Origin of the sequence: Paenibacillus amylolyticus, from assembly GCF_036894225.1 — a bacterium.
GTDB classification, from domain to species: Bacteria; Bacillota; Bacilli; order Paenibacillales; family Paenibacillaceae; genus Paenibacillus; species Paenibacillus amylolyticus.
Genome location: NZ_CP145892.1, coordinates 5,478,239 through 5,501,057, shown reverse-complemented (window position 1 = coordinate 5,501,057; position 22,819 = coordinate 5,478,239). Strand labels below are relative to the sequence as shown.

Annotated in this window: 21 protein-coding genes; all 21 read left to right on the top strand. The window is 48.0% G+C overall.

Annotation, left to right across the window (positions count from 1 at the left end):
* Nucleotides 1-125 precede the first annotated feature (125 nt).
* The 21 genes from V6668_RS24385 to V6668_RS24285 all read left to right on the top strand — a co-directional run bounded on the left by V6668_RS24385 (nt 126) and on the right by V6668_RS24285 (nt 22,770).
* Nucleotides 126-1,469, top strand: coding sequence for an LLM class flavin-dependent oxidoreductase (locus V6668_RS24385; protein ID WP_047841256.1), 1,344 nt, complete (start codon nt 126-128; stop codon nt 1,467-1,469).
* A gap of 172 nt (nt 1,470-1,641) precedes the next feature.
* Nucleotides 1,642-3,285 carry an ABC transporter substrate-binding protein gene (locus tag V6668_RS24380; RefSeq protein WP_338706955.1) on the top strand — a complete coding sequence of 548 codons (1,644 nt, stop codon included), beginning with the start codon at nt 1,642-1,644 and terminating at the stop codon, nt 3,283-3,285.
* A 261-nt stretch (nt 3,286-3,546) separates the two neighbouring features.
* A complete protein-coding gene (locus V6668_RS24375; protein ID WP_338706954.1) occupies nt 3,547-4,479 on the top strand; it encodes an ABC transporter permease in 933 nt (310 codons plus the stop codon).
* Nucleotides 4,480-4,539: 60 nt separating this feature from the next.
* Complete coding sequence (locus V6668_RS24370; RefSeq protein WP_338706953.1) at nt 4,540-5,457, top strand: ABC transporter permease; 918 nt, start codon at nt 4,540-4,542, stop codon at nt 5,455-5,457.
* A gap of 123 nt (nt 5,458-5,580) precedes the next feature.
* Nucleotides 5,581-6,129 carry an NADPH-dependent FMN reductase gene (gene ssuE / locus V6668_RS24365; protein ID WP_076253263.1) on the top strand — a complete coding sequence of 183 codons (549 nt, stop codon included), beginning with the start codon at nt 5,581-5,583 and terminating at the stop codon, nt 6,127-6,129.
* A 69-nt stretch (nt 6,130-6,198) separates the two neighbouring features.
* Nucleotides 6,199-7,071: a LysR family transcriptional regulator gene (locus V6668_RS24360; protein ID WP_017692495.1), complete on the top strand. Its 873-nt coding sequence runs from the start codon at nt 6,199-6,201 to the stop codon at nt 7,069-7,071.
* Nucleotides 7,072-7,200: 129 nt separating this feature from the next.
* Nucleotides 7,201-8,262, top strand: coding sequence for an LLM class flavin-dependent oxidoreductase (locus tag V6668_RS24355; protein ID WP_036605819.1), 1,062 nt, complete (start codon nt 7,201-7,203; stop codon nt 8,260-8,262).
* Between the two features lie 50 nt (nt 8,263-8,312).
* On the top strand, nt 8,313-9,539 hold the full coding sequence (locus V6668_RS24350; protein ID WP_338706951.1) for an amidohydrolase: 1,227 nt from the start codon (nt 8,313-8,315) through the stop codon (nt 9,537-9,539).
* 332 nt (nt 9,540-9,871) lie between these two features.
* Nucleotides 9,872-10,732 carry a diaminopimelate epimerase gene (locus V6668_RS24345; protein WP_338706950.1) on the top strand — a complete coding sequence of 287 codons (861 nt, stop codon included), beginning with the start codon at nt 9,872-9,874 and terminating at the stop codon, nt 10,730-10,732.
* 41 nt (nt 10,733-10,773) lie between these two features.
* Complete coding sequence (locus V6668_RS24340; RefSeq protein WP_338706949.1) at nt 10,774-11,568, top strand: SAM-dependent methyltransferase; 795 nt, start codon at nt 10,774-10,776, stop codon at nt 11,566-11,568.
* Between the two features lie 66 nt (nt 11,569-11,634).
* Nucleotides 11,635-12,921 carry an opine metallophore biosynthesis dehydrogenase gene (locus V6668_RS24335; protein WP_338706948.1) on the top strand — a complete coding sequence of 429 codons (1,287 nt, stop codon included), beginning with the start codon at nt 11,635-11,637 and terminating at the stop codon, nt 12,919-12,921.
* Between the two features lie 232 nt (nt 12,922-13,153).
* The gene (gene cntA, locus V6668_RS24330; RefSeq protein WP_338706947.1) at nt 13,154-14,782 is read left to right on the top strand and encodes a staphylopine-dependent metal ABC transporter substrate-binding lipoprotein; all 1,629 of its coding nucleotides are present in this window, start codon (nt 13,154-13,156) and stop codon (nt 14,780-14,782) included.
* Between the two features lie 13 nt (nt 14,783-14,795).
* On the top strand, nt 14,796-15,728 hold the full coding sequence (gene opp1B / locus V6668_RS24325; RefSeq protein WP_338706946.1) for a nickel/cobalt ABC transporter permease: 933 nt from the start codon (nt 14,796-14,798) through the stop codon (nt 15,726-15,728).
* Nucleotides 15,728-16,624: a staphylopine uptake ABC transporter permease subunit CntC gene (gene cntC, locus V6668_RS24320; RefSeq protein ID WP_338706944.1), complete on the top strand. Its 897-nt coding sequence runs from the start codon at nt 15,728-15,730 to the stop codon at nt 16,622-16,624. Before opp1B ends, cntC begins: the two co-directional genes overlap by 1 nt.
* On the top strand, nt 16,605-17,414 hold the full coding sequence (gene cntD / locus V6668_RS24315; RefSeq protein ID WP_338706943.1) for a staphylopine uptake ABC transporter ATP-binding protein CntD: 810 nt from the start codon (nt 16,605-16,607) through the stop codon (nt 17,412-17,414). The genes cntC and cntD overlap by 20 nt, the downstream gene beginning before the upstream one ends.
* Nucleotides 17,415-18,167 carry an ABC transporter ATP-binding protein gene (locus V6668_RS24310; RefSeq protein WP_338706942.1) on the top strand — a complete coding sequence of 251 codons (753 nt, stop codon included), beginning with the start codon at nt 17,415-17,417 and terminating at the stop codon, nt 18,165-18,167.
* Between the two features lie 14 nt (nt 18,168-18,181).
* Nucleotides 18,182-19,375, top strand: a complete 1,194-nt coding sequence (gene cntE, locus V6668_RS24305; protein WP_338706941.1) for a staphylopine family metallophore export MFS transporter CntE — start codon at nt 18,182-18,184, stop codon at nt 19,373-19,375.
* Nucleotides 19,372-20,637: a staphylopine family metallophore export MFS transporter CntE gene (cntE, locus tag V6668_RS24300; RefSeq protein ID WP_422395229.1), complete on the top strand. Its 1,266-nt coding sequence runs from the start codon at nt 19,372-19,374 to the stop codon at nt 20,635-20,637. Before cntE (V6668_RS24305) ends, cntE (V6668_RS24300) begins: the two co-directional genes overlap by 4 nt.
* A gap of 235 nt (nt 20,638-20,872) precedes the next feature.
* Nucleotides 20,873-22,069 carry a GTP-binding protein gene (locus V6668_RS24295; RefSeq protein WP_338706940.1) on the top strand — a complete coding sequence of 399 codons (1,197 nt, stop codon included), beginning with the start codon at nt 20,873-20,875 and terminating at the stop codon, nt 22,067-22,069.
* Nucleotides 22,070-22,122: 53 nt separating this feature from the next.
* Entirely contained in the window at nt 22,123-22,392 is a 270-nt protein-coding gene (gene rpsN, locus V6668_RS24290; protein WP_036605831.1) for a 30S ribosomal protein S14, read from the top strand.
* A 105-nt stretch (nt 22,393-22,497) separates the two neighbouring features.
* On the top strand, nt 22,498-22,770 hold the full coding sequence (locus V6668_RS24285; protein ID WP_036673442.1) for a DUF3024 domain-containing protein: 273 nt from the start codon (nt 22,498-22,500) through the stop codon (nt 22,768-22,770).
* Nucleotides 22,771-22,819: the final 49 nt, after the last annotated feature.

Here is a 22,819-nt window from a genome sequence, read left to right as displayed (position 1 = left end):
GTGAAATTAAAACAAACCAAACTCATAGGAATAGTTAACTTTTAAGTTATTTCGCATACGTAATCAGTTCAGTTGGCCCTTGATCATTCTTTTGAAGATTCTAATCCAAGGAAGGCGGAGTGCATATGACAGCGAAACGCAGTTTGAAATTTGGAGCCATTATTCATGGGGTTGGAGGAAGCAACACCACATGGAGACACCCGGAGGTTCTGTCGGATGCCAGCGTTAACTTTGGATTCTACAAACGTCAGGCACTGAAAGCGGAGGAAGGCAAGTTCGATCTGGTCTTTATCGCAGACGGTCTGTATATTACCGAGAAATCCATTCCGCATTTCCTCAATCGCTTCGAACCAATCAGTATCCTCTCCGCTTTGGCTGCCGTTACTTCACATATTGGACTGGTAGGCACCCTCTCGACATCCTATAGTGATCCGTTCACCGTAGCCAGACAGTTCGGTTCCCTCGATCAGATCAGTGATGGCCGTGCAGGCTGGAACGTCGTGACTTCTCCGCTGGAAGGTACAGCGAAGAACTATAGCAAGAGCAGTCACCCTTCGCATCCAGAACGTTATCGCATTGCCGCGGAATATTTACAGGTAACCAAAGGGTTGTGGGACTCTTGGGAAGATGATGCCTTTGTGAGAGACAAAGAGAGCGGTGTCTTCTTCGATCCATCCAAGCTGCACACGCTTAATCATGAAGGAGAGTTTTTCTCCGTACAAGGTCCGCTCAATATTGCCCGTTCACGGCAAGGACAGCCGGTGATTTTCCAGGCAGGTTCATCGGAAGATGGCAAAACGCTGGCGGCGCAAGAAGCGGATGCTGTCTTTACCGGACACGATACGATTGAAGATGCACAGGCATTTTATAAGGATGTGAAAACACGGGCGGCTTCCTATGGACGTTCTTCACAGGATATTGTTATTCTGCCAGGCATCAATCCTATTGTTGGACGGACGGAAGAGGAAGCTGAACAGAAATATCAGGAGATCGCAAGTCTGGTTACCATTGATAAAGCGCTGGATTACCTTGGACGTTTCTTCGAACACCATGATTTCTCCCAATATCCGCTGGATGAACCGTTCCCGGAGCTGAATGGCATTGGAAGCAACAGTTTCCGCAGTGGAACCGACAAGATCAAGAAGGATGCCAAAGAGCAGGGATTGACCTTGCGTGAAGTGGCTCTGCGGGCAGCAACACCGCGTAGCAAATTCCTGGGCACACCGGAGCAGGTTGCTGACAAGATTCAGGAATGGTTCGAGACGGAAGCAGCGGATGGCTTCATTATTGCTTCGGAACTGCCGAGTGGATTGTCTGATTTTGTGGAACTGGTTGTTCCGATTCTGCAAGAACGCGGTCTGTATCGTACGGACTATGAACACGATACATTGCGAGGTAACCTTGGGGTACAGATTCCGGTTAACCGTTATACGGCTGCGAAGAAGCAAGTTGTATCTGATTTGGCATAACGGATAGGGAGCGAACGAGCATCTGATGTTGTCTGGCTGTTTTCTCCAACCGGTAATGAAATCAATTACTACGTTTCGTACTACTTTAAAACCGACTTAACTCATAGGATATATAGAGTATTGGTATAAACATCAATTTAATGACACCTGTATACACAGAGGGGGAAGCGATATGAACAGGTCTATCTCATGGATGAAATATATGGCATTGGCAGCAGTATTGGTGATGGTATTATCCGGTTGCGGAGCGGCGGGAGGCAGCACGAACAGTATGGCACAGGCATCAGGCGGGGGGCAGGCCGGGCAAGCCGAAGGAGGCAACCTGACTTTTGCACTCGCCACTTCACCGGATACACTGGACCCTCATCGCAGTGGGCTTGCTGTAACGGTACGCGCCATCCGAACGATCTACGACAATCTGGTCGTGCAGCTGCCTGATGGTTCTATCAAACCTTGGCTCGCCACGGAATGGAGCGTATCCGAGGATGGCAAGAGTTATACGTTCAAGCTGCGTGAAGGCGTGAAATTCCACGATGGCACACCGTTTAATGCGGAAGCCGTGAAATACAATCTGGACCGGGTGATTGATCCGGCCACCAAAGCTGCCAATTCTCTGGCCCTGATTAGACCGTATAGCTCCTCCGAAGTCATTGATGAATATACCATCAAGGTAAATCTGGAATCACCATCGCAAGCCTTTCTCGGTAACTTGAGCCAGGCACTTCTGGGGATCGTATCCCCTACAGCTGCCCAAAAATATGGTGACCAGCTAGGTAAAAATCCGGTGGGCACAGGTCCGTATACCTTTGTGAAATGGGATGAAAATGCGGATATCGTCGTTGCCAAAAACAAGGATTACAATTGGGGACCTGAGACGGTTGAAAATAAAGCCGCACCACATGTGGATACGATCACATTCAAGATTGTACCGGAAGAAGCAACGCGTATCGGAAGTGTACAGAGTAGTCAGGTACTCGCTGCCGAGACGGTTCCACCGCAAAATATCGCTGCATTAAAAAACGATCCGAACCAGCAATTGTTACAGGCCAATACGGTTGGACTGCCGTACACACTCTTTTTCAATCTGCGCAAAGCGCCTTGGGATGATGTGAAAGTAAGGCAGGCAGTACAATCCGCCGTAGATGTAGAATCGATTGTCAAAACATTGTATCTGGGCAACTACGAACGAGCGTGGTCCGCACTGTCTCCTGGAATCCTGGGTTATAATGCATCGCTGGAAGGAAGCATCAACCCGGACATCAACAAAGCCAATCAGCTGCTCGATGAACAAGGCTGGGTGAAAGGCGCTGACGGTATTCGTGCCAAAGACGGCCAGAAACTGACCCTGCGTTATGTCGATGGTTCGCCCAATCGGGAGAAACGCAATGACATTGCTGCCATTATCCAGCAACAGTTGAAACAGGTTGGCATTGCCGTTGAAGTCGAGATTACAAAAGATATCGCAACAGTCATCTATCAGAACTGGGATTATGATCTCTATGGCAACAGTCAGGTCAATTCTGATCCCAATGCCTTGTACGCTTTCTACCATACGAGTGCAGAGGGCGAGCGTCCCACATTGTCCGGTTTGTCTGATCCAAAGATCGATGAACTGTTAGAGCAGGGAGCGGTCGAGACGGATCCTGATAAACGTGTTCAGATCTACAATCAAATCCAGCAATACCTGATTGAGCAAGCGGTAATTCTGCCGATCTATGTATTCCCGTATACCGTCGCTGCATCCAAAAAGGTCGAAGGCATCAAGTTTGATTCACTGGGGTATCCACTCTTTAACGACGTCCGCATTCAGCCCTAACAGAGGTTGTTCAAAAAGTCCACTTTTGATTACGAGTCATGCCTAATGGCATGATCAGCATCGAATATGAAATTCAGCCGAAATAAGCGGGAGGCTTACGAAGTATGTTTCCTTTGGAAACATTGTAGTTGCTCACGTAGTTTCCTACGCTCCGCTACTCCATTTCTAGCTTCATTCCATCTTCTCGGTACTGAAAACTGGTCTTTTTGAACACGCACTATAGGAACGGCCAATCCAGATTGAGGAAGGAGATATCCCGGTATGGTTCAAACGATACTGTCACGACTCGCAACATCGCTTCTGGTTATTTTCGGAGCTTCGGTGCTGGTGTACTGCATCATGTATCTTCTGCCGGGTGATCCGGTTCTGCTCATGCTGGACCCATCCTCGGCTACCCCGGAGATGATCGAGAATCTGCGGGTCCAGCTTGGACTGGATCAACCGTTTTATATCCAGTTTGCGAACTATTTTGGTGATATGCTGCGTGGGGATTTCGGTAAATCAATGATCAATTCCGATCCGGTTTTGCCCAAAATATTGGAACATTTCCCAGCCACACTGGCTTTGACCGCACTCAGTTCAATCATTGCCATCACGATTGGAATTACACTTGGTGTACTGTCTGCGATTCATCGCAATGGCGTGATTGATTTCGTTGCAAGGCTCGTTGGACTGTTTGGCATCTCCATGCCAACCTTCTGGACGGGGATACTACTCATCCTGTTATTCTCGGTACAGCTTGGCTGGTTCCCGGCGATGGGTTCCGACGGGTTCAGCTCACTGGTTCTTCCGGCATCTACGCTGGGTCTCGTGGGTGCAGGGTTTATCGTACGGATGGTGCGGAACAGCATGCTGGAAGTGATCAATGAACCGTTTATCGTGGCGTTACGGGCCAAAGGACTTTCGGAACGTGCCATCATGTATGGTCATGCACTGCGTAATGCGCTTATTCCTGCAGTAACGGTAATCGGCATGCTGATCGGTGATCTGCTTGCGGGAACCGTTGTGGTGGAGACCGTCTTCTCCAGACAGGGGATCGGCCGAATTATTGCGGATGCGCTAATGGCCAAGGATCTGCCAGTGGTGCAAGGGGTTGTTTTCTTTACATCCATTATCTATGTGGTCTTGAACCTGCTGGTGGATATCTCGTATTCGTACATTGATCCCCGGGTTCGGCGTGCAGTCCGAACATGATATCGGATAGAACAGTCAGAAGTGTCCTGACACGGAGTATGAAAGGAGGAGTTGTTGATCATGAGCATGAAACCTTTGGTTGGTGACAAAAAAGCATGGGCCGGCAGTGTAGGACGTATCCATCTGTGGAATCGCCGCCCTTGGCGTTATCGCGTCTCATTCGCGGTATCCCGATTATTCTTTTATGCAGCATTGCTGGTGGTGGTGTTTACCGTGGCATGTGCGATTGTACCGGGCTGGATTGCGCCCTATGATCCAACTCAGATGATGACGGATGCCATTCTGCAGGCTCCTTCTGCTGCGCATCTGTTCGGGACGGACTATTTTGGCAGGGATATCTTCAGTGTGGTTGTGCATGGAAGCAGGGATTCGTTGCTCATTGGATTTGCTTCCGTTCTTGTGGGCGGTATTGTTGGTAGTGCTCTTGGTATTATCTCCGGTTATGCCGGAGGAATTGTTGATACCGTCACGATGCGGGCTGTCGATATTCTGATGGCTGTACCCGGCGTGCTCCTTGCATTGTCTGTTGCAGCTGCTCTTGGGCCAGGACTGATGAACATTGCACTGGCTGTTGCGGTTTCCTCCATTCCGGGCTACGCACGGGTGATGCGTGGGCAGGTCATATCAGTCAAAGGTCTCCCTTTCATTACAGCAACACGTTCACTGGGCGGTTCCAATACCCGTATTTTTTGGAAACATGTACTGCCACATTCGTTGTCCCCCTTGCTGGTCATGGCTACGCTGGGCGTAGGGACAGCAATCCTGACGGGCTCCGGACTCAGTTTTCTGGGACTTGGGGTGTTGAAGGAAATTCCGGATTGGGGCGCATTGCTCTCGCAAGGTAGAGGTTATCTGACGGTTGCCTGGTGGATATGTACGTTCCCGGGTCTGGCGATCACGTTGTTTGTACTGGCGGTTAATCTGATTGGAGACGATATTCGCGATCGGCTGGACCCTAAAGTAAAAGGAGCGGCTTGACCGCTATTCCAAAATATAAGAATTTATAAGTTTCACCCTTTCCATTTTTATATTTCACTGCGAAACGGTAGCTGTGCCACCAGAGGACGGCGACAGCCGTTTACGCTTGAGGAGGAGAAATTCATGTCACATGTTGTCATTATTGCAGGATCACCTTCCAAACGTTCGCGTTTGACAGGTCTGACGGATTACAGCAGCCAGAAATTAACGGAGGCAGGCATCACCGTTGAAGTCATTCATGTTGTGGATCTGCCTGCTGAGGATCTGGTGCAAGCCCGGTTTGACAGCTCATTCATTCGTGATGCACTTGCTGTCGTGGAAGCGGCGGATGCAGTTATTGTGGCTACACCGGTATACAAGGCATCGTACTCGGGAGTACTCAAGCTGTTCCTGGATCTGATTCCGCAAGAAGGGTTACGGGGCAAGTTGACACTTCCGCTCGTTATTGGTGGCTCTATAGCTCATCTGCTCGCCATTGATTATGCATTGAAACCTGTTCTGGCAGCCCTTGGTGGAAGACATATCTTGGGTGGCGTGTATGCAGTGGATCAGGGAATTGAACGACTGGATGATGGGAAATTTGTACTCTCGGCGGATGTTACTACACGTTTGGATCGCTCGCTGGATGAATTGTTATTGACACTGGAAAAGGATGGGATTACGATATCATAAAACCAAGTAAGTGTATTGGATAAATCAATATAAGATCAAACGTCTGCGGACGTGGATACGGAGGCGCTCATGAATATCGAGAATATTGAAGCATTTGTATATATCAATCATTATGGAAGCTTCAATAAGGCTGCCGAAGTACTCTTCTTGTCCCAACCTTCGGTCACAGCTCGCATTCAGTCACTGGAAAGGGAGCTGGGCTGCAAGTTGTTTGATCGGCTTGGCAAACAAATTGTGCTGACAGAGGAAGGCCGTAAATTCCTGCCATATGCGCAGCAAGTGCTGCAAGTGATTCAGAAGGGCAAGCAGAAGATTCAGCAACGGCGATCAACACCGGATGCTCTTCGACTTGGTAGTACAGTATCGGTATCCAACTATGTCATTCCCGATTTTTTACCCAAGATCAAGGAAGCTTACCCCGAAATTAATATCAAATTGACGACAGCAACGACGGATCAGCTGATTGCCAAACTGCTTGGTCAGGAGATCGATCTTGCTTTTGTGCGCAAGGTCATGCATCCTGCGATCCGTACGGTTGCTTTTTATGAAGATCCGATCCAGCTCTATGTGTACAAAGGACATCCATTCATTGAGAGCGGGCATGTCAGCATGGAAGCCATCCGGAATGAGCAACTGGTCTTTTTTGAATGTGGTTCACTGGACTGGCTTCGCATTCACCGGGCTTTCGACTCGCTGGAACATCCGCCGAATATTACATACCATGTTGATAATTCGGAGACGGCGAAGAAACTGGTTATGCAAGGGGCAGGCATTGCCTTTCTCCCAGGACTTACGGTGAAGAAGGAAGTGCAAAATCAGGAGCTGTTCCCCATTCAGGTACATGAGGTAGCAGGTGTATCGTTGCAGATCAGCGTCGTTACTTTAAAGGAAGAATATTCGCCATTGGCAGAGCCCTTCGGGGAACTGCTGCGGCAACTATAAAGCGTCTAACGTTGAATCTGACTTTTACACCAAAACGGAGAGTGCAGAACCAATCTGAAGAAGCATCTCCAGTTCAACTTAATAATGATTCAAGAACAGCGGTTCAGCACAATCAAGGAGGAGAAGGATATGAGTATTCGTGTTGGCATTTTGGATCAGACTCCCATCTATGAAGGGGAAACGGCGGTGGATGCTTTTCGCCATACGATTGAGCTGGCACAGCGTGCAGAGCAACTTGGATTCCATCGATTCTGGGTGTCGGAGCACCATGATTCAGGGCATGTTGCAGGTTCCTCCCCGGAAGTACTCATTTCCCACTTGCTTGCGCATACAAAGCGGATTCGGCTGGGGTCTGGCGGAGTAATGCTCCAGCATTATAGTCCATACAAAGTCGCCGAGAATTTCAATATCCTCGCCGCGCTCGGACCAGGAAGAGTTGACCTGGGAATCGGTCGTGCACCAGGCGGGTTACCACGTTCGACACAGGCGTTGCAGGAAGGTATTCAGGAAGCCGCATCTCTTCAAGAGAAAATTGTTCAGGTGAAACGATACATCCACAATGAGTCGCTTGAAGATCCATCACATCCACTTGCAGGTCTCAGCGCTTCGCCTGTGTCGGATATTCCAGCGGAGCTGTACGTACTTGGAGCAAGTGTCGATAGTGCAGGTATGGCTGCGGAACTGGGACTCCCATATGTCTTTTCACTGTTCATTAACAGTAATATAGAGGTAGCGCTTGAAGCGATCCGTGTATATCGTGAACAATTTGATCGTTCCCAGGGACGAGAGCCCTACGCTGCACTAGCCATATCGTTAATTGTGGCCGAGAGTGAGGAGGAAGCGGAAGGACTTGCGAGCGAGCATATGCTGGTGAAGATTCATCTGGAGAGTGGTAAGGTGCTGACGGTTGGTTCTGTGGAACAGGCGGAAGAATTCGGGCGTCAATCAAACGAAACCTATCGGATCGAAATTTTGGAGCCAAGTGTGACCCGGGGGACGAAGGAAAGCGTAGGTCAGGCACTGCTGAAGTTCCAGCAGGAGTTTGCTGTGGAAGAGTTCATTGTGACTACAGCTACACGGGACTTTACCAAGCGAATTCGTTCATTCGAATTGTTGCGTGAGATTCTGGCAGAGCAGGGACTCAGTGAGTTTGCACTGGAATCCAAGGAACAGGAAGCTGCAATCGGATAGAATTAGGCAGTTAATATAGCAGTGAATATATACGAATGGGAGGCCATGTGATGAAAAGTGATCTGGAACAGCCCAAGCAGCATTCTGAGCAACAAGTACAGGGCCCCGAGCATGAACTTCATGGTGAACGGGCGGAAGAATTTGCGGAACGTTTAATCACCATTCGGCGACATCTGCATCGTAACCCGGAATTGTCCGGCGAGGAAAAGGAGACGACAGCTGCCATTCGCAGTTGGCTGGAAGAGGAAGGCGTCCGTATTGCAGACGAATATGTGCTGCGGACAGGGCTTGTCGCTGAAGTGGGTCAAGGGGACGGACCTGTTGTCGCCCTAAGAGCAGATATTGATGCGCTGCCCATTCAGGAAGAGACAAAGCTGGAATTTGCCTCCCAGGCAGATGGAAAGATGCACGCATGCGGACATGACGCACACACGGCAATTCTGATTGGTGCTGCACGATTACTGAAACAGCGCGAGTCCAGTCTACCAGGGAAAGTAAGGTTGATATTCCAGCCATCGGAGGAGAAAGCAACGGGTGCACGGCAAGTGATCCAGAGCGGCGCATTATCCGATGTTCGGGCGGTATTCGGATTGCATAACAAGCCTGATCTCCAGGTAGGTACGGTGGGCATTCGGAAAGGCGCATTGATGGCAGCAGCAGACGGTTTTGTTGTCAAAGTGGAAGGTGTAGGCACCCATGCAGCTGTGCCTGAAGCCGGCATTGATCCAATTGTGGTTGCCGCACATATTGTTACGGCACTACAGGCCATTGTGAGCCGCAATGTGGGGGCACAGGAGAGCGCTGTAATCAGTGTCACCAAGCTCCACAGCGGCACAGCCTGGAACGTTATTCCGGATGAAGCGATCCTTGATGGCACAGTGCGTACCTTTGATGAGAAAGTGCGTGCACGGATTCGCGAGCGTTTCAATCAGGTAGTCGCCGGTGTGGCCGCAGCCTATGGCACACGGGCTACGGTTCGCTGGATTCAGGGACCACCTGCCGTGGTCAACGATGAAGCTCTGGCATCTGCGGCGGAGCAAGTTGCAAGTCAGATTGGGCTGAATAGCATCAGACCGCTGCCTTCTCCGGCAGGTGAGGACTTCTCTTTTTATCAAAAAGAAGTTCCCGGCCTGTTCCTCTTCCTGGGCACCTCTGGTCCGCATGAGTGGCATCACCCTGGCTTTGATGTGGATGAACGGGCTCTGTCGCTGGGAGCACATCTTCTGGCTGCACTGGCTGAGAAAGCACTGTACAATGTGCAAGCACATCAAGAGTGATGAGTACAGTGAATCACGGGATCATATCCAGATCGAAACGGTTCCGTTCTGCGGTAACCGTTTTTCGTATTCCCTTTTTAAGTGAGAGCGAGGTAGGAACGACGATTCGTTGAATCTTATCAGATGGTGTAGTTATGGCTAGGGTTGGCGCAGAAGCGTCAGCTCTGTTTGGGTTTTCTTACAGGAGGTGCAGCTAAAGGTATTATGAAATTTTATTTTTTTAAATGGAAATATTTGTTGACGCTCCCCAAAAAGATGTGCTATATTTTTCTCGACATTTAATCGTAATAATTACTATTAGATAAAAAAGAAGAACAGGAGTAGTCGCTGCGATGAAACAGGAGATCGATTTTATCAAGTTCAGTCCCACCCAAAACATGACGATTCTGGTTAAAACGGATCATGCAGCCGAGAAATACAATCATATTGCAACTCGTCTAATGTCGTATGATAACGTTTACGCTGAACAAGTGGGATTCATTGAACCAACGAGGAGACCGGAAGCTGCTGTCCGTCTGGAAATGGCCGGAGGAGAGTTCTGTGGCAATGCCTGTATGGCACTTGCAGCACACCACGCATCTGAAGCAGGACTGGCACATCAGGAGTCTATGGACATCATGCTGGAGGTTTCCGGAACCGATCAATTGATCATGTGCCATGTGAAGAAGCAGCAGAACGAATATGACTGTCAGGTAACCATGCCGATACCAAAGCAGATTGAGCAGCGAACAATCCGGTACGAAGGCATCGAACTCGATATGGTGATCATCCGGTACGCTGAGTTCATCCATATCGTGATTGAAGTCGATGACTTCGACGATACGATGAAGAAGAGGGCACAGACCCTTGCAAGATTACTGGGATTAACCCTGGGAGATAAGCTGATCGGTATCTTGTTATATCAATCACACTTGGAAGAAATGGCCCCACTCATCTATGTTCCGGAGCTGGATAGTCTGATCTGGGAGAGAGGGTGCGGTTCGGGTACGGCCTCCGTGGGAGCGTATCTCGCATGGAGCCAGCAGAGGCAGATTACGCAGTACATCAAGCAGCCTGGTGGTGCGATCAAAGTAACTGCCCAGTGGAATGGCGCAGAACTTGGGGGCATTACGATTGAGGGATCGGTTGGCATCGTGGCTCAAGGCAAAGCCTTCATAGATGCTCCAGCAGAATGGAGCGTTATAAACGCATGAGGTACATGACATGAACGAGACAACGTATAGGGGGAAAAGAGATGATCACATTGGTTCATTTTCAGACATGTTTGAGTGAATTTGCAGAGAAATTCGATAAGCTCGTGAGCAAGTATGATCATACAATTCAGCATAGTTCGGAGCTGGAAGCTGTGATCAATGACTACTCCCTCTTTGTGACCGATCAGGAGAATAAGGCAGCATGGGAACAGTTGGAGCATTCCGAGCTGGAAGAGCTTGATTCGCTTGTGTGGGCGTTAAGAAATAAATCCGCCCAGTGTGTGGCGATCATGGAGAAATATCGTGCATTAAAGTTAGAAAACGGGGATGTGCAGATTGCCGATTATTTCAAAAACATAGAAGAGTGTATCGATAAAGAATTCGGCAGCTTCCATGTCACCTCCGATTCCAACGTATTGTTGGTAGGCTCCGGTTCCTTCCCCATGACACCATTACTCATCGCCAAGCGAACAGGTGCACAGGTTGTCGGGATCGATATTGACGAAGAGTCCATTACACTCGGGCGAAAAGTAGTGGAGACACTGGGAACGGACTTGAAGATTCGTTTGGAGTCAACATTGCTTGAGGATCTGGATTATACCAGGGAAGCAACCCATATCATTTTCAGCTCTACGGTGGCTCCTAAATATGAGCTGCTTGATCAACTGCATGCCCTGACGAATGCACAGGTGGTTGTAGCCATGAGATACGGTGATCAGTTGAAGTCCTTGTTCAATTATCCCATGATAGAGACGGACAGCAGCAAATGGAAGCTGGTGGATACGATCCTGCGCCCGGATGATGTGTTTGATATTGCGTTGTATCAAAAAGCATAGGTATGCAAGTGCATCCAAGTGTGTCCAAATGGATTACAGATTGAACATTGAATTAAGGAGGCCTATATGAGCAATCTTCAGCGAATTCTGATACTCGGAACCGGACCTGCATCCATTCAGCTTGCGGTAACGCTCAAAGATCATCTCAACTGCTGTATAGGCATTACGGGGAGACAATCGGTTCGTTCAGCGTCCGTATTCTCAGCCCTCGAACAGAGCAATGGGCGTATTCAGGTCAGCATTCAAAATGAGAAACATCAATCGCTCGCAGGTGAGTGTTACGTTGATCATGTGTTCAAGGGATATGACACCATTGATGGTAAATGGGATACACTCATTTTGGCGGTTACCACCGATGCGTATATCGATGTACTGGAACAAATGAATGATGAATTCATCAAACAACTGAAATGTACCATTTTGATTTCTCCAACGTTCGGGTCCAATCGACTGGTAACCCATTATATGAGAGAGCGGAATGCGGCGCCGGAAGTGATCAGTTTCTCTACCTACCTCGGAGATACTCGTTGGATGCACGAGCATCCGTCGAATCATGTGATTACTACAGGGGTCAAGAAAAAGGTCTATGTCGGTTCCACTCGTTACCCGTCTGAACAGGTTAGTAAGCTACGCCAAGGTTATGAGCGTTTGGGTGTTGCGCTGGAAGTGATGCGATCCCCACTGGAGGCGGAAACGAGAAATATCTCGTTGTACGTACATCCACCCTTGTTCATGAATGACTTCTCATTAGAAGCTATCTTCGGAGCATCGAATATTCAGAAATACATATACAAGATGTATCCTGAAGGTCCGATTACACAAGTTTTAATACGGGAAATGCGGGCACAGTGGCAGGAGATTATGAATATTACGGACCGACTCCATATCCAGGGAGTGAACCTGCTTCAATTCATGACGGATGACAACTATCCGGTTCGATTAGAGAGTATATCACGCCAGGATATCGAGAATTTCAATCAGCTGCAGGTCATTCATCAGGAGTATTTATTATACATACGGTACACTTCATTATTGATTGATCCATTCTCGGAACCCGATTCGGAAGGGAAATATTTCGACTTTTCAGCAGTCCCATTCCGCAAAACGTTCATGAACCGCGAAGGGGAACTGGACATCCCCCGTATGCCCAAGGAAGATTACTACCGCATCAAAATCATTCAGGGCATTGCCAGACATCTCGATGTGAACTGTCCAACCATTAATCAATTTATCACCAGATATGAAGCGAAGCTTCAGGAAGTGGCTGACGCAAACCCGGATCAGCACTTGTCCGACGCCTTTGTGATCCAATCCTTTGACGAGGATATCCGCATGATCTGCACCGGACTTTGAGTAATAGGGTCTAGTTACATTTAAATAATGCAAATTAAATTTTGTTTTACACAGTAACGGAGGGGGCAGAAAGAACCTGAAGAAGCGAAGCGTTCCCCTTTATCCCCGGATTTTCTCTTTAGAAAAGAGAATCAAAAAAAATCTGGGGATAACAGGGATCAGAAGGTTGTTCTGACCACGTAGTGGTCTTGTGTAAAGTCTGAATTTGATTTGCTTATCAGGAGGAAATGTTGTGAAAAAGGGTCTTACTTTTACATCCATACTATTGCTGGTGTCTGCCATTGCGCTGTTCGCCGGATGCGCTCAGAACACAAAAGAGAAAGAGAGCGCCCAAACGGAGCCTGCCAATAGCCAAGTACAAACGGAACTTATCTATGCTTCTGCCAAAGATATTAATGATATGAACCCCCATCTGTATACAGGCTCCATGCCTGCGCAAGGGATGATATATGAGTCTCTGGTGGAAAACACACCTGACGGAATCAAGCCATTGCTAGCTGAATCATGGGATATTTCGGAGGGTGGCAAGACCTATACCTTTCATCTGCGACAAGATGTGAAATTCCATGATGGAGAGCCATTCAACGCAGAGGCGGTTAAACAAAATATCGATGCAGTACAGGCGAATGCCGAAAAACATGCCTGGATCAAGCTGTCTACCAAAATCATAAGTGTAAAAGTTATCGATGAGTATACGGTGGAGTTGGTGCTGTCGGAAGCCTATTATCCGGCACTGGTGGAATTGTCCATGACAAGACCTTACGTCTTCATATCACCCAAGGATTTCAAGGATGGGGGAACCAAAGACGGAGTAAGTGGTTTCCACGGCACAGGACCTTACAAGCTTACAGCTCATAAAGTCGAAGAGAATGCCACGTTTGAAGCCAATGAAGACTATTGGGGTGGTGCACCTGCAATCAAGAAAATCACATCCAAGGTTCTTCCCGCAGGTGAAACGACATTCCTGGCATTGCAAAAAGGAGAGATCAACTTTGTGTTCACCGATGACCGGGGAGCAGATAGTATCGATGTCGAAGCCATGGACCAATTGGCTGAATCCGGTGGTTATCAAGTGGTTCGAAGTGAAGCGATGAATACCAATATGATCGTAGCCAATAGCAGTCGCGAGAATAGTCCAGTTCAGGAAACGGCAGTGCGGGAAGCGTTATGGGTTGGCATTGATCGGGAAACGATCAGTAAAGATATTTTCAACGGAACGCAGACTGTAGCGGACACGCTATTTTCAGCCAATGTCAATTACGCCAAGGTGGATCTTAAGAAACGGGAGTATGATCCGGAATTAGCTAAAAATCTTCTGGACCAAGCAGGCTGGACATTGGCAGACGGTAAAGTGGTGAGAACGAAGAACGGTCAGCCTTTAGCCACGAATCTCTACTATGACAGCAACTCGTCTTCACAGAAAATACAGGCCGAATTGATCCAGTATTCCATGAAAGAATTGGGTGTTCAGCTTGAAATCGTGGGCGAAGAATCCACTTCCATTGCGAATCGGAGAGCCACCGGGGAATATGATCTGCTCTTTAATCAAACCTGGGGACTGGCTTATGATCCACAGAGTACCATTGCTGCATTTACGTCTGATTCGGCATACAAGCATACGACAAGCGGAATTGCCGAAGCAGATGAACTGTACAAAAAAATCGATGAGGTCATGGTTTCCACAGATGAGGCTTCACGCCAATCTCTGTATGCCGACATTATGAAGATCGTTCATGATGAAGCGGTCTTCATCCCGATTACCAACGGGCGTGTTACCATAGTCGCTCCTGAGAATCTCGATGGAATCTCATTCAAGCAGACCCAATATGAACTACCTTTTGAAAAAATGAATTTTAAATAGAGCGGAGATGGATATGGGAAGTTATATCATCAAAAGGATTCTGTTAACCATCCCTTTACTGATTATCATTTCATTTATAACGTTTGTCCTGATTAATCTATCTCCCTTGGACCCGGCGGTTGTTGTCTTACAGGCACAGGAAGTTCCGCAGATCACAGAGGAATTAATTGCCCAGACCAACAAGGCATTGGGATTCGATCAGCCGTTCATGATCCAGTATGCGAACTGGATCATGGCTGTTGTGCAGTTGGATTTCGGTAACTCTTATGTATCGGGTGAACCCGTGTGGTCTTTGATGGGGCCTGCTTTTATGAACACATTGAAGTTAACACTTGTCTCATCGGTATTCATTATTGCGCTGTCCATCCTACTGGGTGTGATCTGTGCCATGAGAGAAGGCAAGCTACTGGATCGATCGGTCAGAGGCGTATCCTTTTTCCTTACCGCCATGCCATCCTACTGGCTTGCAGCCATGATGATCTGGTATTTTTCCGTCAAGCTGGACCTGTTACCTACCAGTGGCATGGACTCGTATCGAAGCTACATTCTACCGGTGATTGTAATCACGGTGAGTTATACGGGCATTTACTTCCGAACGGTTCGAAGTTCCATGCTGAGCAATATGAATGAGGACTATGTGTTATATGCACGGGCAAGTGGCCTGAGCGAGAAGAAAGTCACCCTGCATATTCTAAGAAATTCATTACAGGTGGCCGTGTCCATCTTTTGTATGGCGATCCCGATCGTGTTGGGCAGTACGGTAGTCATTGAAAATGTATTTGCCTGGCCGGGGCTCGGTAGGCTCAGCGTGAAATCCATTTTAAGCAGGGATTTTCCGATTATTCAGGCGTATGTTCTGATGTTGGCTGTCACCTTTGTGTTGTTTAATACGTTATCCGACATCATTAATGCGGCGATGAATCCCCGTTTGAGAAAGGAATTCTGATGCGTATACTGAAAAATCTGAGCAAAGACAAGCTTGCGTTGACCTCTTTGGTAGTGATTATGTTCACGCTTATGGCGGGCATATTGGCTCCGCTTATTGCGCCGCATGATCCTGGACAAGTGAACATGAAGCTTCGATATGCCTCCTCGTCCTGGGAGTATCTATTAGGCAATGATCATCTGGGCAGATGTGTATTATCCCGGCTTATCTATGGCATCCGTCCAAGTGTGTTATGGGTTCTGGTTGCGCTCAGTCTATCTGTTGTGATTGGGGCCATTGTTGGATTCATCGCAGGTTACTTCAAGGGGAAAGTGGATGCATGGATCATGAGGGTCTGTGATATTATGCTGTCTTTTCCCGGATACGTGATGACACTAGCGGTGGTTGGCATTTTGGGTGCAGGACTGGAGAACATTTTGATTGCCTTTGTGTGGATGAAATGGGCCTGGTTTGCCCGCGTTATTCGCACATCTGTGATGCAATTCTCTGATATGGATTATGTAAAATTCGCTAAAGCCTCCGGCACACCCAATCTGAGAATTATAACCAAACATATTGTTCCGGTTACCTTTGCCGATATTGCCGTCATTGCCAGTGGCTCCATGTGTTCAATGATGTTGCAGATCTCTGGCCTTTCCTTTCTGGGGCTTGGCATTCAGGCTCCGCATGCGGAGTGGGGCATGATGCTCAATGAGGCGAGGGAAGTTATGTTCTCCAGACCTGAATTGATGTTGGCACCAGGCCTGGCTATTGTGGTGGTGGTGTCTGCTTTTAATTTTCTATCGGATGCCCTTCAAGTGGCTCTGGACCCCAAATTGATGACCTCTCAAGGTAAGTCTGACAAGTCTTACGAAAGTGAGGTGAGAAAGACGGCTTATGAATATAGTCGAGGTTAAACATTTGAAAGTATGGGACACCAACACAGACAAAGTGATCATTCATAACAGTTCATTTGAAGTTAAGCAGGGAAGCTGTATGGCCATTGTGGGGGAAAGCGGTAGCGGCAAGTCCGTCACGTGCAGAGCCATCATGCGACTGAACAAGCCATGGATTCGTCAATCGGGCAGGATGTTATTTCAGGGCGAAGACCTGAACCAGCTTTCGGAACCGGAGATGCGGCGTAAGCGGGGCAAGCATCTATGTATGATTTTGCAGAATGGCATGAGTGCATTTGATCCCTCCTGTGTCATTGGTGTGCATATCCGGGAGACGCTTCAGCAGCATTTTGGCTGGAACACCCGCGTGATTGAACAGAAAATCATCCATGCCATGGAAAGCGTCATGCTCAGAAACCCACGCGAGATTCTGAATCAATATCCACATCAACTGTCTGGTGGGATGCTGCAACGAATCATGATTGCACTGGCGTTGGTGCTGGAGCCCGATCTGATTATTGCGGATGAGCCGACAACGGCACTGGATACGATCTCTCAATATGAAGTGGTGGAGCAATTGATTCAATTACGTGAACGCATGGGCTGTTCCATGATGTTCATCTCCCATGATCTCGGCGTCGTCCAGAAGATTGCAGATGAAGTGATGGTTATGAAAGACGGCAAGATCGTTGAGCGTGGCAGCATGCATTCTGTTTTGACAGAGCCGAAGCATGCCTATACGCAGTATCTGGTCTCTACCCGGCTGGAGCTAAGCAATCATTTCAAGGCGTTGATGCAGGGGGAGTCATAGATGCTAAAGGTGGAAGGTATCGAAAAATCATATAATCAAGGCGGACTGTTCTCCAAGCACAAACAACAAGTTTTGAAACAGGTTACCTTTGAATGCCGGCATGGCGAGTGTCTCGGTATCATCGGTGAAAGCGGAAGTGGCAAATCGACGTTGGGCCGTCTGATTCTGGGCATTGAACGCCCGGATCGTGGAATGATCTCGCTCGATGGTAAAGACGTACAGGATCGGCGTGTACGGATGGGAAATCTCAGCGCTGTTTTTCAAAACTATACATCCTCCATCAATCCATTTCTTACCGTGGAAACTGCCATTATGGAACCGATGCAAGCGCAGCAAAAGCTGCGAAAGTATCAGGGAAACTCAGAGAAGGTAGATCTGTTGCTGAACCAAGTTGGTCTGGACCCTTCTTATAGATCCAAATATCCGCATGAACTATCCGGCGGGGAGGCTCAGAGAGTGTGCATTGCCAGGGCCATCTCGACAGCCCCAAAACTTATTGTGTTCGATGAAGCGATCAGTTCACTGGACGTGTCTGTTCAGATCCAGGTGTTGCAATTACTGAAAGAGTTGAAAGAAATCTATAAGCTGAGCTATGTCTTTATCACACATGATATACAGGCGGCAGCCTATATCTGTGACAGGGTAATCATTTTCAGAGAGGGACAGGTTGTAGAGATCGTTCCGACCAAGCAACTCAAGGACGTACAGTCCGACTATGCGAAGCGATTATTGAAGCATTTAATACCATTTTAGGGGGAACACCCATTGTGAGTGGAGCGATGTCTTGGCCTTTTCTGCGCTTGTACATACTGGTTCTTCTATATTTCAGTGCCAATGCCATTCTTAACGTGATCATCCCATTACAAGGGGAGTCTTTGGGTGCGAGCGGTACAACGATTGGACTGATCATGGGCGCTTATATGTTCACAACCATGTTTTTCAGACCATGGGCAGGTCGGATTATTCAAAAGCACGGTCCGATCAAAATATTGCGTTTGATTCTGATCATCAATGGATTTGCGCTGATTTTATATACCTTTACGGGACTCGGAGGTTATTTGGTTGCTCGTATTTTACAAGGTGTATCGACAGCGTTCTTCTCCATGGCCTTGCAGATTGGCATTATTGATGCACTTCCGGAGAAAGATCGGTCACAGGGAATTTCGTATTATTCGCTATTCAGTTATATACCGGGGATCGTGGGGCCTGTTATCGCGTTAGGAATCTGGCAGACGGGTGGTATGGATTATTTTACAGTGGTTCTGATCGGCATTGCCGTCTGTACGGGCGTCTTCGGATATACCGCCAAAATGGAACCAAACAAGGAGCAACCTGCTGAGAATCTTTCGGAGCAGAACGTGAGCATGTGGGAATCCTTTGGTCAGTTGGTGAAGAATCCACATTTATTTCGTTGCAGTGTGTTAATGCTCGCCGCTTCGGTTGTATTTGGCGCGAGTACCACCTTTATTCCGCTGTATGCGAGTCAAGTACCAGACGGGAATGCGGGTGTGTATCTCATGCTTCAGGCAGGAACAGTGGTGTTGGCTCGAATTATGCTTCGAAAAAGGATTCCGTCCGATGGCAGTTGGCATTCTCCTTTCATCATGGGTACGATGTGTCTGCTCGCCGTTGCTGCGCAATGTGTCAGTTTTGCCGTGACAGGCGGGGTGGTCTTTTTCTATGTGGGCGCTGTATTCATGGGAATCGGTCAGGCGATCCTGTATCCGACACTCACGACCTATTTATCTTTTGTCTTGCCTAAGCTGAACCGGAACGTCCTGATCGGGTTATTTATCGCGATGGCGGATCTGGGGATTTCTCTGGGTGGTGTGATTATGGGACCCGTTGCTGACTTCTCTTCCTATTCATTTATGTACATGATCTGTGCTATCCTAGGAGCGGTAATGATCGTTTTTGCCTATGAACGGCGTAGACCCATGACAGGTACATCTGTGAGTTGACTGCCAGAAGAGAAAGTGGTGACGAACGTTTGAAGTCTTCGATGAATGCAACATCCAATGGGAAATTAAATCCGGTATCCTTTTCGTTTATCCGGTTTTATATGCTGGCTTTTTTATTTTTTGCGGCGAATTCAGCTTTGACGATTATTCTGCCTTTGAGAAGCGAAGCCGCCGGATTGAATCAGGCTGAGATTGGTCTGATGATGGGGGCATATATGTTCACCTGTATGCTCTTGAGACCTTTTGCAGCACAACTGCTGGGTAAGCATGGGCCACTTCGTGTGATGCAATGGTTATTGCTTTTGCATGCGGGTACGCTGTTGCTGTTTGTTGTTTTTGGTGTGGAGACGTATCTGTGGTTGCGAGCCCTGCAAGGGGTGGCTACGGCCTTTTTCTCCATGACGATGCAGGCGGGTATTGTGGAAAAGTTGGAGGACAAAGACCGGGCACAAGGGCTGTCCATGTACACCCTTTTTACGATGGTTCCTTCTCTGGTCATTCCGATCCTTGCTATACAAATCTGGGAAAATGCCAGTGATCTGGCGTTTACGTTGCTTATGATCGGACTGGCGGCTTTGCCACTTCTGATTGGGTATAATGTGGATCTGCCGCGGAGTACCGTACAGAACAAATCGTACACCTTGGGTGACATGTTTCGTTCATTCGGCGGCATCTGGCGCAGTACGCCACTGCTGATTAGCAGTGTGGTGATGTTGTTTGCGTCCTGCGTTTTTGGGGCAACAGCGACCTTTCTTCCACTGTATATGGTATCCACCGGAATGGCGAGTGCAGGCGTATTTCTGATGATTCAGGGATTAGTTGTAATCCTGTGCAGGTTTATTTTGCGTAAAAAAATTCCGTCCGATGGTAGCTGGAATACCTGGCTGATGGCAGGGTTAATGCTATGTGCTGCACTGGGAACCCAGTTGCTCAGTCTAATGGAGACCATCGGGCCGCTAGTGTATTTATCCGCGGTGTTTAGCGGTTTTGCCCTGGCACTGTTGTACCCGACGTTAACCACATATCTGTCCTTTGTGCTGCCTGCGGATTCCAGATATGTACTCATGGGGATTTTCATGTCCTCGTATGACCTCGGATTCTCTCTGGGTGGACTGGCAATGGGGCTCATTGTGCAAATGAGTTCGTATTCGACCATGTTTATGATCTGCACGTTGCTGTCTATTGCAGCGATGGTACTGGTGTTGGTGTTCAGGCAACGGATGGAAGCGGGCAATAAGGCCAGATCTGGGGTGGCTATATAAATTGAACTAAAGAACATTTACAGAGGAGGTTTATGACTCACTTCTTGCCAAAACGTATCCTCAGGATGCGAAAGTGCAAGGGTCGGCCATCAGCCTTTTTTTGTTTTTTTGCAGGTTGAAATCAAAAATAGTTTGACAACGACCGTGCAACAGGATTATAGTCATTGTTGTTAATCGTAATAATTACTATTAAAGTCTGAATTACACAGACTGCACATATAAGGAGTAGATTTCTATGACACAAAAGCAAGTTCCGGTAACCGTACTGAGTGGTTACCTCGGTTCAGGGAAAACGACGGTTTTGAATCACGTGTTGAACAACAGACAAGGGCTTAAGGTTGCCGTAATCGTTAACGACATGAGTGAGGTCAATATTGATGCAGCGCTGGTTAAGGGGGAGGCAACCTTGTCTCGAACCGAAGAGAAGTTGGTGGAGCTGTCCAACGGCTGTATCTGCTGCACCTTGCGGGATGATCTGATGCAAGAGATTGAGAACCTGGTGAACGAAGGCAAGTATGACTATATTTTGATCGAATCCACCGGCATCAGTGAACCTGTTCCAGTTGCACAGACCTTTACATATGCCGATGAAGAGTCGGGTATTGACCTGACTAGTCTGGCCCGATTGGATTGTTTGGTAACGGTAGTAGATGCCAATCGATTCTGGCATGATTTTGGATCAGGACAGAGTCTTCTGGATCGTAATCAGGCGACCGGAGATGAAGACACCCGTGACGTTGTAGACTTGTTGATTGATCAGATCGAAACCTGTGATGTGCTGCTGCTGAACAAATGTGATCTGGTCGATGACACCGAGCTGAACAAGCTCGAAGGTATCATCCGGAAGCTACAGCCTAACGCCAAGATCATTCGGACCGAGAATGGACAGGTGAATCCGTCCGAGATTCTAAATACAGGCCGCTTTGATTTTGAGAAAGTGAGCATGTCCGCTGGGTGGATTCAGGAGCTGGAGAAGGAGTCGCATACACCGGAAACCGAGGAATATGGTATTGGTTCCTTTGTATATCGCCGCAGAAAGCCGTTCCATCCTTCCCGTCTGGCTGAATTCATGAGTTACTGGCCGGAAGAAGTGGTACGTGCCAAAGGTTTGGTATGGCTTGCGGCTGAAGGGGATGTTGCTGCAAGCCTCAGTCAGGCAGGGCCATCCATTCAGTTCGGTCCTGCGGGACATTGGGTCGCGGCGTTGCCGGAAGCGGACAAAGAGGAAATTTTACGTAACGAGCCGGATGTTCTGGAGAAATGGGATGCCCAGTGGGGAGATCGTCAGACGGAGCTTGTCATGATTGGGATCGAAATGGAGCGTGCGAGCATTGAAGATGAGCTGGACCAGTGCCTGCTCAGTGATGAAGAAATGCTGGGAGACTGGGGCCATTTTGACAATCCACTGCCATGGCCTGTGGAAGCCGTATAACTCGGAAGTTGATGTTCTAAACATAAATTTAATGGATAAAGGAGCTGTATTTCATGGCTAAAAAATCAAAAGTGGTACGTGAGAAGCAACGTCAGGCGATCGTGGCAAAATATGCGGACCTGCGCCGGGAATTGAAGGAGAAAGGGGATTACGAGGCATTGCAAAAATTGCCGCGAAATGCATCTCCGACCAGACTAAAGAACCGTTGCGAAGTGACAGGTCGCCCGCGGGGTTATCTACGCAAGTTCAAGGTGTCTCGAATTAAGTTCAGAGAACTGGCTCATCAAGGACAGATTCCTGGTGTAACAAAATCCAGCTGGTAAAATGATCAAGGGATGTGGCTGACCACCTTTGCATGGAGGCAGGTTGTTGTGTGCTTGGAGCTGCATGTGGTGCGTAGAACAGAGGTGGTATTTTGCTGAAAGGATGTGCATCTTCATGTTGGACTTGTTTACGTTACGAAGAATTCAGTCCGTAATGAACGGATATATTCACGAGAAGGTACCTGCGCCACTGAACGGTATCAATGGGATAAGATGCATATTGCCCGATTTTACTGGGAAGAAAATCAGTGGAAAGTGTATGCCAGAGATGAACAGAGCAGCTGGAATCCGGTAGATGTTATTACACCTTGTTCCGATTTTGAGAATGTGCTTGAACAGGTGGAAAGGGATGAGGCTGGACTGTTCTGGCGTATGTGAGCGAGTTCAAAGATAACTACATTCAGTAGCTATCTTTGGGCTTTTTTTG